The 12,147-nt window shown below is 64.8% G+C and carries 13 protein-coding genes and 1 riboswitch; of the genes, 9 read left to right on the top strand and 4 right to left on the bottom strand.

All coding sequences use genetic code 11. The features are described 5' to 3' along the window. Positions 1-151: 151 nt before the first annotated feature. Complete coding sequence (locus AC51GT_RS18060) at positions 152-748, top strand: carboxymuconolactone decarboxylase family protein (RefSeq protein WP_496329659.1); 597 nt, start codon at positions 152-154, stop codon at positions 746-748. On the opposite strand, the gene sigJ is transcribed toward AC51GT_RS18060, so the two are convergent. From sigJ to AC51GT_RS18075, 3 genes are read right to left on the bottom strand one after another with little or no spacing between them, the layout of a single operon-like run. Next, entirely contained in the window at positions 673-1,650 is a 978-nt protein-coding gene (gene sigJ / locus AC51GT_RS18065) for an RNA polymerase sigma factor SigJ (protein ID WP_496329810.1), read from the bottom strand. The genes AC51GT_RS18060 and sigJ overlap by 76 nt on opposite strands. Before the next feature lie 27 nt (positions 1,651-1,677). Then, complete coding sequence (locus AC51GT_RS18070; RefSeq protein WP_496327031.1) at positions 1,678-2,451, bottom strand: pirin family protein; 774 nt, start codon at positions 2,449-2,451, stop codon at positions 1,678-1,680. 44 nt (positions 2,452-2,495) lie between these two features. Further along, positions 2,496-3,008 (bottom strand): VOC family protein, encoded by a 513-nt coding sequence (locus tag AC51GT_RS18075; RefSeq protein ID WP_496329660.1) that lies wholly within the window; start codon positions 3,006-3,008, stop codon positions 2,496-2,498. A 137-nt stretch (positions 3,009-3,145) separates the two neighbouring features. Here AC51GT_RS18075 and AC51GT_RS18080 point away from each other — a divergent pair, with 137 nt between their 5' ends. The 8 genes from AC51GT_RS18080 to AC51GT_RS18115 all read left to right on the top strand — a co-directional run bounded on the left by AC51GT_RS18080 (position 3,146) and on the right by AC51GT_RS18115 (position 11,520). Beyond that, a complete protein-coding gene (locus AC51GT_RS18080; protein ID WP_496329661.1) occupies positions 3,146-3,610 on the top strand; it encodes a MarR family winged helix-turn-helix transcriptional regulator in 465 nt (154 codons plus the stop codon). A gap of 242 nt (positions 3,611-3,852) precedes the next feature. Then, positions 3,853-3,947: riboswitch (SAM riboswitch) on the top strand. Between the two features lie 30 nt (positions 3,948-3,977). Then, positions 3,978-5,045: an LLM class flavin-dependent oxidoreductase gene (locus AC51GT_RS18085; RefSeq protein WP_496329662.1), complete on the top strand. Its 1,068-nt coding sequence runs from the start codon at positions 3,978-3,980 to the stop codon at positions 5,043-5,045. An 85-nt stretch (positions 5,046-5,130) separates the two neighbouring features. Then, a complete protein-coding gene (locus AC51GT_RS18090; protein WP_496329663.1) occupies positions 5,131-6,240 on the top strand; it encodes an LLM class flavin-dependent oxidoreductase in 1,110 nt (369 codons plus the stop codon). Next, entirely contained in the window at positions 6,237-6,386 is a 150-nt protein-coding gene (locus AC51GT_RS18095; RefSeq protein ID WP_496327036.1) for a hypothetical protein, read from the top strand. Before AC51GT_RS18090 ends, AC51GT_RS18095 begins: the two co-directional genes overlap by 4 nt. Further along, positions 6,383-8,008 (top strand): ABC transporter substrate-binding protein, encoded by a 1,626-nt coding sequence (locus AC51GT_RS18100; RefSeq protein WP_496329664.1) that lies wholly within the window; start codon positions 6,383-6,385, stop codon positions 8,006-8,008. Before AC51GT_RS18095 ends, AC51GT_RS18100 begins: the two co-directional genes overlap by 4 nt. Positions 8,009-8,010: 2 nt before the next feature. Beyond that, on the top strand, positions 8,011-9,012 hold the full coding sequence (locus AC51GT_RS18105; protein ID WP_496329665.1) for an ABC transporter permease: 1,002 nt from the start codon (positions 8,011-8,013) through the stop codon (positions 9,010-9,012). Beyond that, entirely contained in the window at positions 9,005-9,907 is a 903-nt protein-coding gene (locus AC51GT_RS18110) for an ABC transporter permease (RefSeq protein WP_496329666.1), read from the top strand. The genes AC51GT_RS18105 and AC51GT_RS18110 overlap by 8 nt, the downstream gene beginning before the upstream one ends. Further along, the gene (locus AC51GT_RS18115) at positions 9,904-11,520 is read left to right on the top strand and encodes a dipeptide ABC transporter ATP-binding protein (protein WP_496329667.1); all 1,617 of its coding nucleotides are present in this window, start codon (positions 9,904-9,906) and stop codon (positions 11,518-11,520) included. Before AC51GT_RS18110 ends, AC51GT_RS18115 begins: the two co-directional genes overlap by 4 nt. Before the next feature lie 42 nt (positions 11,521-11,562). On the opposite strand, the gene AC51GT_RS18120 is transcribed toward AC51GT_RS18115, so the two are convergent. After that, the gene (locus AC51GT_RS18120) at positions 11,563-12,141 is read right to left on the bottom strand and encodes a TerD family protein (protein WP_496329668.1); all 579 of its coding nucleotides are present in this window, start codon (positions 12,139-12,141) and stop codon (positions 11,563-11,565) included. Positions 12,142-12,147 lie beyond the last annotated feature (6 nt).

Genomic DNA, 12,147 nt, shown 5'->3' on the forward strand with positions numbered 1-12,147 from the left:
TCGTCCCCCTGAGCAGCCTCGGAGGGCAGGTTTCCCTCGGCGTCCCGCCAGGGGGCGGTTTTCGTCGGCGCATCGAGCTGTCACGTTTTCGCCGGCTGTCTCGTCTACCCCATAGCGGCGCACACCGCGCCGAGGATTGGGAGGAACAGACATGGCACGGATACCAGCACTGGCGCCGCGGGACGCGGGTCTGATCGTCAAGAGTGCGTACCGGTACGCCGCGCGAAGGTTCGGGTCGGTGCCCGAGCCGTTTGCGATCCTGGCACACCACCGGGGCTTGTTCCTGGCGTCGGGAGTGCACGAGAGTGTGGTCGAGCGGGCGTCAAAGGTGTTGCCGCCGAACATTCGCGAGATCGCGGTGTACCGCACGGCCTGGGTGGTCGGCTGCTCCTGGTGCATCGACTTCGGCACGATGCTGCAGAAGCACGACGACCTCGACATCGACCGTTTGCGGCAGATCGCCGACTACGAGACGTCGCCGGCCTACAGCGACGATGAGCGGGCCGCGATCGCTTACGCGGACGCGGTGACCGCGACGCCACCCACGGTGACCGATGAGCAGGTCGACGACCTGCGCGAGCGATTCGGGGTCGACGGACTGATCGAGCTGACCTACCAGATCTCACTGGAGAACCAGCGCTCCCGGATGTACGCGGCGTTGGGCATCACCGATCAGGGGTTCTCCACGGATTCGTGCCGGGTGCCCTGGGCCGTCGACGGGGCTGCCTCGGAGACGGGCACCAACTGAGCGGCATCGATGGCGGACAGCTTGGCGGGGTCGGCGATGTCGTAGATGGACACGACCAGGCCGTCGCGGACAACAAAGCAGACCACCCGGGCCGGTGAGGCGCGACGATCGCCGTCGGCCTCCCAGCCGGCGGAGTAGGTGCCGAGTTCGCCGTTGACCCGCACCGGGATCTGCAGGGCGAGCGCATCTGGCCCGTAACGGCGCAGGAGCCAGAACAGGAACCGGGCGACGCCGGCGGCACCGCGGATCGCCTTAACCGCGGTGGGGGTGGTGCGGTTGGCGTCGCCGACGACCATCGCGTCCGGGTCCAGAGCAGCCAGCACCGCATCCATGTCACCGGCCGCCATCGCCGCGACGAGACGACCGACGGCTTCGGCCTGTTCGGTGTCGCTGACCGGGGCCGGAAGGTCGGAGACGATTCGGCGGGCTCGTGAGGCGAGTTGGCGTGCCGAGGGGGTCGAGGACCCGAGGATCTCGGCGATGTCGGCGAAGGGCACGCCGAATCCGTCATGGAGGACGAACGCAACGCGCATTGCCGGGGTGAGGGTTTCGAACAGCACCATCGCGGCGTAGCGGCTGTCCTCTGCCGCGATGACGGCGTGCAGGGGATCGTCGTACTCGGGGGAGGGGACGACCTGCGTCACGACCGGCTCCGGAAGCCATTGGCCCACCTGCTTTTCGCGGACGACGGCGGCGGATTTGAGACGGTCCAGACAGATTCGTCCGACCACGGTCGTCAGCCAGGCTCCGAGATCATCGATCGAGTCGCTATCGGCCGCATCGAGGCGCAACCAGGATTCCTGGACGGCATCTTCGGCATCGCTGATACTGCCGGTGATCCGGTACGCCACCGACAGCATCCGGCTGCGTTGCTCTTCGAAACGCTCCGCGAAGGTACCCATCGGATCGGAGTCCACGTGCCCACTCCCTCAGGCCGCTATCGCGGCATGCATCTCCCACACGATGACCTCGGCATCGGAGGTGGCGGTCAGCTGCTGTCCGCCATCACCGTGGACGCGGACCGCGTCGCCGGTGCCGAGCTCCCCGACGCTCTCCATCTCGACCTCACCGCGCGGGACGAAGACGTGCAACAGGGGAGCGTCCGGCAGGGTCAGTGGACGCTGCCCGGGGGTCATGCGCGCCACATGCATGGTGGCATAACGATTTTTGATGCGGATCGCGGAGTGGTCGGCGTACCGGGGCATGCCCGAGGCCACCGGAACGAATCCACCGGACAACAATTCATGGTCGATCTCGAGTTGCTCGTATCCCGGTGTGATCCCGGATTCGTCGGGGACAACCCACATCTGGACGAAGTGCACCGGATCGTGGGTCTCGTCCGCGCTGTCCTGGCGCCAGACGTCGTTCTTCTCCGAATGCATGATCCCGGTGCCGGCGCTCATCCGTTGTGCCAGGCCGGGGTAGATGACGCCGTTGTGTCCCATCGAATCCTGATGGACCAGGGAACCCTGCAGAACCCAGGTGACGATCTCCATGTCCTGATGGGGATGGGTATCGAAACCCTGCCGGGGCAACACGATGTCGTCGTTGTTGACCATCAGGACGCCGTGGTGGGTGTTGGCCGGGTCGTAGTGGTGGCCGAAGGAGAAGGAATGTTTGGAGTCGAGCCAGCCCGCATCGGTCTTGAAGCGGCTGTCGGCGCGGCGGAGGTCGAATCGGGTGGGAGGTGTTGCGGTGGTCATCGGTGGGGCCTTTCGGGTGGAGCGGTATCGCCTACAGGTCGTGCCTAGAGAACGTGCGAGCCGTACATCTCGCCGAGCGGATCGGCGATGAGTTCGAGGCGGGCGCCATCGGGATCGCGGAAGTACAGCGACACCTCGCTGTGTTCGATGAGTTCAACGCCTGCGTCGATCAGTTTGTCGCGCAGGTGTTTCCAGCACTGCGGTTCGACACTGATCGCGACGTGGTGCAGTCCGCCGAGGACTTCCTGGTACGGCCCGACGTCGAGGCCGGGAAAGTCGAAGAACGCCAGGAGGTTTGAGTTGCCGATGTCGAAAAAGAAGTGCGAGGAGCCGGGATAGTCGCGGTTCTCGATGAGTTCGGTCAGCGGGAACCCGAGCAGGTCTTGGTAGAACCGGACGGTGCGTTCGACATCGCCGCTGACCAGTGCGGTGTGGTGCAGACCGCGGGCCGAGGACGCCGGGCGGGAGTCGGCGGGTACCAGGTGTCTGGCACGGATCGCCTCACGTCTGCCCGCGTATTCCTGCGAGCGCTTGTCCTCGGTGTCGGCGGTGCTCATGGCCGGTCCTTCCGTGCGGGGGGTCTTCATCCAGTGTGCGCTTCGAGTGGCCAGAGGTAAATGGTTGCGTTGTCAACTACTTTGGTAGCGTACCGCAACTGATTGCGTTGTCAACTACTTTGGCTATGCTCTGAACCGTGGAACCAACACAGTGGCTCAGTGAGGACGAGCAGCGGACGTGGCGCGCGTACCTGGATGCGACCCGGTTGCTGTTGCGGACGCTCGATCAGCAGCTCGCGCGGGATGCGGGCTTGTCCTTCACCGACTTCGAACTGCTCGTCGTCTTGTCCGAGGCGCCGCAGCGCCGACTGCGCATGCGGGATCTCGCTGATGCGATCACCACCACACGAAGCGGCGCCACCAGGGCAATCGGTCGTCTGGTGGACGCCGGATGGGTCTGCCGCGTCGAATGCGAAGACGACAAACGGGGCATGTTGGCCGAACTGACCGACGCCGGGATGCAGAAGCTGACCTCGGCGAGCCCCGGACATGTCGCCGAGGTCAGGCGAAACATGTTCGATCTGCTGAGTACGCGCGATGTTGCCGTGGTGGGCCGGGCATTCGCTGACGTGCGCGAGCACCTGCAGCGGCCGCCGGCATAGGCGCCTGGTCGATCGCCGACTCGGTCGGCTGCGGGGGTTGGCGAAAAGTCGTTGCGGGTGCAAGCATCTTGCCGAACCCCAAGTGCGCACGGTCGGCAACTGATCGTTGCTGATGACAGGGCGCGAGATCGCGTTTGTTCTGTGTGACATTGCAGCACCCCGGGGTCATCGATGACCGGGGGTTTGAACCCGACTGAATCTAACCGTTCCACGGTGGGTGAGCACGGGCCTACTGTGCACAAGGATCATCAAGAGCGACTGAGAGACCCGGCTCGCTGACGTCGCAGCAACCCCCCGCCTCGGCGGGTGCGGGTGCTACTGCCGGGACCGATGAAGGTTGTGTCATGTCATCAGTTCAGGAGTCCGGGTGAAGTTTCTGTTGATCAGTCTGATCACCCACACGCCCCACCCGTTGTCCGGCGAGACCGTGTCCCCGGCGCAGCGGTTTCGAGAAGTGATCGACAATGCGGTCCTCGCAGAGGAATTGGGGTTCGACGGCTTCGGGGTGGGCGAGCGGCACGAGAGGCCGTTCATCTCCTCGTCGCCACCGGTTGTGCTCAGTAACATCGCCGCACGGACCTCGACGATCGCGCTGTTCACCGCGGTGACAACGCTCAGTCTGCTCGACCCGGTCCGCGCCTTCGAGGACTACTCGACCCTCGACAATCTTTCCGGCGGTCGACTGCAACTGATGATCGGCAAGGGTAACGGCGCCGCGCAGGCCAAGCTGTTCGGAGTCACCGAGGCCGACCAATGGGAGCGCAACCGCGAAGGTTACGAACTGTTCCGGCGACTGTGGGAGGACGACACGGTCACCTGGACCGGCAAGTACCGTCCGTCGTTGATCGACGCCGAGGCGTTGCCCCGCCCGCTGCAGAAGAAGATCCGCGTCTGGCACGGTAGTGCCACGAGCCGTGAATCAGTCGACCTGGCAGCCTTTTACGGGGATCCGCTGTTCTCTGCCAACGTCACCAACCCGGTCGAACCCTATGCGGCATTGATCGACCACTACCGAGCACGGTGGGCGGCATACGGGCACGACCCGGCGGATGCTCTTGTGGGTGCCGGATCGGCCGGGTACTACGCCACCAAGAACTCGCAGGATGCGATCAACACCTACCGCCCGATCTTCGATGCCACCTTGGCGAGAATCGGGTCATTCGGTCTGCCTCTGGTGTTTCCGACCCTCGAAGACGCTGTGGAACGCAGCTCGCTACTACTCGGAAGTCCACAACAGGTGATCGACAAGGTGTTGCGGTACCACGAGAAGTTCGGCCATGAGGTGATGCATCTGCATGCTGACGCCGGCGGCCTGAGCAATGCCCAGCACCGCGACTCGCTCGAACTCTTCCAGTCCGAGATCGCCCCGGTGCTGCGGCGCGAGATCCCGAGTCGCCCGATCGCCACTCCCACCGCGTTGGAGGTGCTGTCGTGACTGCCCCGACCCGGATCCCGCCGTCGACATATGTCGGCCGCCGCACGTCCACACGTTTCCTCTGACACTTCGAAAAAGGACAACCATGCCAGTAGAGTTCCTGGGGATCGCAGCCACGAATGACGGCACCGAGACCCACCCTCGTACCACCGCCGGTTCGTTCGACCGCGAGTACACACTCAAACTCGCTCGTGCACACGAGGATTTCGGGTGGGACCGGATCCTGTTCGCCTATGGCGCCGGTGCTCCGGAACCCGCGGCGGCGGCCTCGTACATCGCAAGCAACCTCGACCGCATCGAGATCCTGCTGGCGCACCGTCCCAATGTCTCGTACCCGACCTTCGCCGCCAAGACCTTCGCCACCCTCGACCAGATCTCCGGGGGACGGGTGACGGTGCACTTCATCACCGGCGGCAACGACACCGAACAGCAGCGGGAAGGTGACTTCCTGACGAAAGACCAGCGGTACGAACGCACCCGTGAGTACATCCAGATCGTCAAGAAGGTGTGGACCAGCCGCGAACCGTTCGACCACAACGGCACCCACTACCGGTTCAACGACTTCGTCTCCGATGTCTTCCCGGTGGCGCAGCCACGGCCCGACATCTCCTTCGGCGGGTCGTCGCCGGCCGCCTATGCGGTAGGTGGCGCGGAGGCTGACATCTACGCGCTGTGGGGTGAACCCCTCGAGAACACCGCCGAGCAGATCGCGTCGATCACCGCCTCCGCGAAAGCCGCAGGTCGACAAAAGCGCCCGCGGCTACAGGTCGCGTTTCGGCCGATCATCGCACCGACCGATGAATTGGCCTGGCAGAAGGCCGAATCGATACTCGGTCAGCTCAATGCCCGGGCAGCCGGCGCCGCCCAATTCCCACGCGGATTCTCTCTGACATCGCCTCAGAACGCCGGCTCTCAGCGTCTGCTGGAGATCGCTGATTCAATCGAGCGGTTCGGAGCCGCGGGATGGACGGCAACGGCCAAAGCGACCGGGGGCGGCGGAAACTCCAATGCGCTGGTCGGTTCTCCGGAGACGGTGGCGGCCGCGCTGCTCGAATACCACGACCTCGGGATCGAGATCCTCTCGGCGCGCGGCTACGACCTGCTCGACGACGCGATCGACTTCGGCCGGTATGTGATTCCGATCGTTCGTGAGGAAGTCGCAAAGCGCGACAGGGATATCCAGGGTGTGGCGTGATCGAGTTGGTTCAAAACCAACCTGATTTTATTGAAGATATTGGGGCGCAACGGTTTAACCTCATCAGTGAGCTGACAGTGGGTGAAGCAGCCGCCGCTTCGCCGCAGAAGCGTGCCACCGCCAGGATCGACGAAGGAAATCGATGAATGCAAGTGTGTCCCGACCGCTACTCGCCGTATTCGGCGCGGCGCTGATGACAGCAACCCTGCTCAGTGCCTGCGGGTCCGACGCCTCCGGCGGCGAGGGCGACGCCGGCCCCGCCACGCCGGGTGGAACCCTGCGCTACGGATTGTCCGGGGCGCCGACCTGTTCGGATCCCGCTCAGGGCGCCACCAACCAGACGATTTATGTCACCCGCCAGGTGGTCGACTCCCTGACCGACCAGGATCCGGGAACCGGCGACATCACGCCGTGGCTCGCGGAGAGCTGGGAGATCAGCCCGGATGCCAAATCGTTCACGTTCAAGCTCCGCGACGGTGTCACATTCAGTGATGGCACGCCGCTCACCGCGGAGTCCGTGAAGAAGAACTTCGACTCGATCCTCGCCCTGGGCGCCGCAAAAACCCCGCTGGCCTCGAGTTATCTGTCCGGTTATATCGGAACCACCGTGGTCGACCCGCTGACGGCGAAGATCGACTTCAGCACACCGAACGCGCAGTTCCTGCAGGCCACATCGACCTCGCAGCTCGGTCTGCAGGCCGACGCCACCATCGCCCAGACCGTCGAAGAGCGGTGCCTCGGGACCAATATCGGCAGCGGGCCGTTCACCTACGCGGACTGGCAGCAGGACCGGTCGGTGTCGCTGGTCAAGCGCACCGGCTACAACTGGAGCTCACCGGTCTTCGCCCATACCGGCGAGGCGTATCTCGATCGCATCGACTTCACCGTGATCCCGGAGTCGGGCGTGCGCACCGGATCGCTGTCCTCCGACCAGCTCGATGCGGTCAGTGATGCGCTGCCCCAGGACGCGCCGCAGATCGAAGCGGTCGGTGGCCAGGTCCTCACCACGCCGAACCCGGGCATCACGTTCGGATTCCAGCCCAATGTCACCCGCGGGGTCCTCTCCGATCCGGCTGTGCGGCAGGCGATCATCCCGGCCATCAACCGACAGGAACTCGTCGACACCGTATTGGGCGACGACTTCAATGTGGCCACCACCGCCCTGGCCGCGAATACGCCCGGGTACACCGACCTGTCGTCGGAGGTGACCTTCGATCAGGACAAGGCGCGCTCAATTCTGGACCAGGCAGGGTGGGACGAAGGTGATGATGGAATCCGGGAGAAAGATGGACGAAAGCTCGCATTCACGCTGTCGTTCAGCGCCGTGTTCACCGGTAATCAGGCAATTCTCGAGTTGGTCCAACAGCAGCTGAAGGCCGTTGGGGTGGATCTGCAACTCGGTCTCCTGTCGAATGCCGAGTTCACCGCGTTGCAGGCAAGCGGAGACTACGACGCGTTGTACTACAACAGCACTCGCGCCGACGGAGACATCCTGCGAACGACCTTCGGACTCGAGAGCCGCAACCTGAATCAACGTGGCCCGATCCCGGTGCTCGATGAGGCCCTCACCGAGCAGCTCGCGACGACGGACACAGCGCAGCGCGGCGCCCTGCTCGCCACCGCGCAGGAACAGGTCATCTCGGACGGTCTCTGGATCCCGACGACCGAACTGTCCCAGGTCATCGGCATCGGATCGACGACAGAAGACCTCAAGTTCGACGCCTCGGCCAGACTCGTGTTCTTCGACACCTGGATCTCCGGGAACTGATCGTGATCCGCTATGTCGGACTGCGGGCGCTGCAGGCGGTCGGCGTGCTCTGGGCATCGTTCACGGTGGCCTTCCTGATCCTGTTCGCCCTACCGTCTGATCCGGTCAGCATTGCCGTACAGGGCAATTCGGCGACGCCGGTAGATCAGCAGGCCGTTGCGGATCTGCAGGCCCGGTACGGACTCGACGAGTCGTTGTTGTCGCAGTACTGGACCTCGCTCACCCACGCGGTCCGCGGCGACTTCGGTACCTCGATCTCCACGGGGCAGCCGGTCACCACCGCCATCGGCGACGCGGTGCCCAACACGCTGGCACTGGCACTGTCCGCGTTGACCCTCGCGCTGCTGTTCGGTGGGCTGATCGCCTTTGCGACCACCTATACGCGGGCCGGGTGGTTGCGTACTGCACTGCAGGCGTTGCCGCCGTTGGGGGTTGCGGTCCCGACGTTCTGGGTGGGGCTGATGTTGTTGCAGGCCTTCTCGTTCAACCTGCACCTCTTCCCGGCGTTCGGGGACAGTGGCTTCTCGACTCTGGTGCTGCCGGCGATCACGCTGGCTCTGCCGACGGGTGCGGTGATCGCCCAGGTCCTCGCCTCGAGTATGGGCACCACCTGGCGGCAGCCGTTCGTCGAAACGGCACAGGCCAAGGGGGCGAGCCGGTTCCGGGTCGTGACGCATCATGTCGTGCGGCTGGCCAGCATCCCGGCGCTGACCATCGCGGGCGTGCTGATCGGCAATCTGATCGCCGGCGCGGTGGTTGTGGAGACCGTCTTCTCCCGGGCCGGGGTCGGCCGCCTGATGCAGACGTCGGTGATGGCCCAGGACATCCCGGTCGTGCTCGGCATCGTGGTGCTCTCGACGGTGGCATATGTCGTGATCAATCTCGTCGTCGATCTGCTGTACCCACTCATCGACCCGAGGATCGTCGAGACGTTCCGGAAGAAGCCGCCGTCCAGCGACGCCCCGGCGTCCGGCACCACCGAGAGGGAGGCCGCGCATGTCTGACCTCGTCCTCGCCGACAACGAGATCCGGGCCCGCGAGGCCGAGGCGGCACGCCCGCCGGACAAGCGTCCCGTACGCCGTCGTTTCGGGGTACGGAACATACTGCGGCATGCGGTGCCGGCGTTGGCGATCATCGTCTTGCTGTTGGTCATCGGTTTCGCACTCTTTCCCTCGGTGTTCGCCAGTGGTGATCCGTTGACCGGTGTGCCGGCGGACAAGTTCGAGGCACCGAGCGCCCGGCATTGGTTCGGCACCGACAACATCGGTCGGGACGTGTACACCCGGGTGGTGCACGGATCTGGACTGTCCTTGACCGCGACGTTGTTGGCGGTGGGGATCGCGCTGGTCGTGGGCACGCTGATCGGTTTGCTGTCCGGTTCGATCGGCGGCATCGTCGACGCGGTCCTCATGAGGGTGGTCGATGTGCTGCTGTCGATTCCGGCATTGCTGCTGTCCTTGGCGCTGGTCACCGCGCTCGGCTTCGGGACGGTCAACGTCGCGATCGCGGTCGGGGTGGCGATGGTCGCCAGTTTTGCCCGCGTCACGCGTTCGGAGGTGTTGCGGGTCCGCCGTGCCACGTATGTCGAGGCCGCTTTTGCCTCCGGCGTCCGCCGGCCGACAGTGCTCTTTCGGCATATCCTGCGCAACTCGTACGCACCGGTGATCTCCCTGGCCGCAGTCGAGTTCGGCATGGCCATCCTGGCGGTCTCTGCGCTGAGCTTCCTCGGATTCGGTGCCGCGCCACCGACACCGGAGTGGGGATCGTTGATCGCCGAAGGCCGCAACTATTTGGCCGTCGCGTGGTGGATGACCACCCTTCCCGGACTCGTGATCATCGCGGTCGTGCTCTCGGCCCACCGCGTCGGCCATCATCTTGATCGAGGCGGGGTTCGATGACCAATCCACCACCGGTGCTGAAGATTTCAGGTCTGCACGTTCAGTACGGATCCGACGCCGACGCCGCGGTCGATGGGGTGGACCTCGAGGTCGCACCCGGCGAGGTCGTCGCCATCGTCGGTGAATCCGGGTCCGGCAAATCCACCACCGCCCACGCCATCATCGGGCTGCTACCGGGAACCGGGCGCATCACGGCCGGGACGGTGTCCTTCAAGGGGAACCGGATCGACAACGCGCCCGAGCGGGCGCTGGAGAAGATCCGTGGCGCTCATATCGGGCTGGTGCCGCAGGATCCGACGACGTCGTTGAACCCGGTGACCCGGATCGGCGAGCAGGTGGCCGAGGTGCTGCGCATCCACGGCCGGGCCGACCGGCGCCGGGCCCGGATCGAGGCGCTGCGCATTCTCACCGAGGCCGGGCTCGACAATCCGGAACTCCGCATGCGGCAGTATCCACAGGATCTGTCCGGTGGACAGCGGCAGCGTGTGCTGATCGGTATCGCCCTGGCGTGCGAGCCGGATCTGATCATCGCGGACGAACCGACCAGTGCACTCGATGTCACGGTGCAGCGCCGGATCCTCGATCATCTCGATGAGCGCATCGCCGCGACCGGAGCGGCAGTACTCCTGATCACCCATGACCTCGGTGTTGCCGCCGACCGAGCGGACCGCATCGTCGTCATGAGCGAGGGGCGGATCGTCGAAACCGGTACCGCGGAGCAAGTACTCACCGATCCTCGGCACGACTACACCCGCAAGCTTCTCGCCGCGGTCCCGAGCATGACGGCGGGGACGGCTGTGTCGGCACGCAGGCCCGGGCACGCAGAAGCCGCTTCGGCGCTGCTGTCGGTTCGGAATCTGTCGAAGACCTTCCGCGTCGGACGCGGCAGTTCGCTGCTCGCGGTCGACGACGTCTCGTTCGATGTGCCCAGGGGGCAGACGTTTTCGCTGGTGGGGGAGTCCGGATCGGGTAAGTCCACGACAGCGCGGATCGTGGCCCGGCTCGAGACCGCGTCGTCCGGCACGGTCGGGTTCGAGGGTCATCAGATCTCGTCTGTGCGCGGCAAAGAGCTGCGTGCCCTACGCCGCAGCGTACAACTCGTCCACCAGAATCCGTACGCCTCGTTGAATCCCAAGCTCACCGTCGACAAGATCGTCGCCGAACCGTTGCAGGCCTTCGGGATCGGGACGGCACGAGATCGGCGCGAGAAGGTGCGCGAACTGCTCCACCGAGTTGCCTTGGGGGACAAGTATTTGTCCAGGCATCCGGCGCAACTGTCCGGGGGGCAACGCCAGCGGGTGGCGATAGCCCGGGCGCTGGCACTCAATCCACAGTTGGTGATTCTCGACGAACCGGTCTCGGCGCTCGACGTGTCGGTCCAGGCGCAGATCCTGGACCTACTGGCAGAGCTGCAGCGAGAACATTCGTTGAGCTACCTCTTCATCTCCCACGACCTGGCCGTGGTCCGGCAGATCAGTGACGGGGTCGCGGTGATGCGCAACGGCCGGATCGTCGAAACCGGCCGCATCGCAGATGTTTTCGACGACCCGCATCACGAGTACACCCGAGAACTCATCGCGGCGATCCCGGGAAAGAAGATCGCTCTGCGATGACGCGGCAGTGCTCGATGATGTTGCCCGCAGCCGACTCCCGAACTAACCGATGTTGACGCCGTATTCGCGGGCGATGCCGGCCAGGCCCGAGGCGTAACCCTGACCGATGGCACGGAACTTCCACTCGTTGCCACGGCGGTAGATCTCACCGAAAACCATTGCGGTCTCGGTGGAGGCGTCCTCGCTGAGGTCGTAGCGGGCCAGTTCGCGGCCGTCGGAGCGATCGACCACGCGGATGAAGGCGCCGTGGACCTGGCCGAAGCTCTGGCCGTGCACATCGGCATCGTGGATGGTCACCGGAAAGATGATCGAATCGACCTGGGGTGCCAGCGCCTTGAGGTCGACGTTGATCGCTTCGTCGTCTCCCTCACCCTCGCCGGTACGGTTGTCGCCGGTGTGCTCGATCGCGCCGTCAGGGGATCGCAGGTTGTTGTAGAAGACGAAGTACGAATCGTCGAGAATCTTCTTGTTGCTGTCGATTCCGAGTGCGCTGGCGTCGAGGTCGTAGTCGGCTCCGGTGGTGACACGGACATCCCAGCCGAGTCCCACGGTCACCGCCGTCAGGTTGGGGGCCTCTTTGCTCAGCGATACGTTTCCACCCTTGGCCAGGCTCACCGACATCTTGAT

The organism is Williamsia sp. z34, assembly GCF_059553395.1.

Excerpts from the sequence above, each read along its gene's own strand:
- AC51GT_RS18060 (WP_496329659.1), top strand. The coding sequence starts at position 152 with ATGGCACGGATACCAGCACTGGCGCCGCGGGACGCGGGTCTGATCGTC.
- sigJ (WP_496329810.1), bottom strand. The coding sequence starts at position 1,650 with ATGGGTACCTTCGCGGAGCGTTTCGAAGAGCAACGCAGCCGGATGCTG.
- AC51GT_RS18070 (WP_496327031.1), bottom strand. The coding sequence starts at position 2,451 with ATGACCACCGCAACACCTCCCACCCGATTCGACCTCCGCCGCGCCGAC.
- AC51GT_RS18075 (WP_496329660.1), bottom strand. The coding sequence starts at position 3,008 with ATGAGCACCGCCGACACCGAGGACAAGCGCTCGCAGGAATACGCGGGC.
- AC51GT_RS18090 (WP_496329663.1), top strand. The coding sequence starts at position 5,131 with ATGCCAGTAGAGTTCCTGGGGATCGCAGCCACGAATGACGGCACCGAG.
- AC51GT_RS18100 (WP_496329664.1), top strand. The coding sequence starts at position 6,383 with ATGAATGCAAGTGTGTCCCGACCGCTACTCGCCGTATTCGGCGCGGCG.
- AC51GT_RS18110 (WP_496329666.1), top strand. The coding sequence starts at position 9,005 with ATGTCTGACCTCGTCCTCGCCGACAACGAGATCCGGGCCCGCGAGGCC.
- AC51GT_RS18115 (WP_496329667.1), top strand. The coding sequence starts at position 9,904 with ATGACCAATCCACCACCGGTGCTGAAGATTTCAGGTCTGCACGTTCAG.
- AC51GT_RS18120 (WP_496329668.1), bottom strand. The coding sequence starts at position 12,141 with ATGTCGGTGAGCCTGGCCAAGGGTGGAAACGTATCGCTGAGCAAAGAG.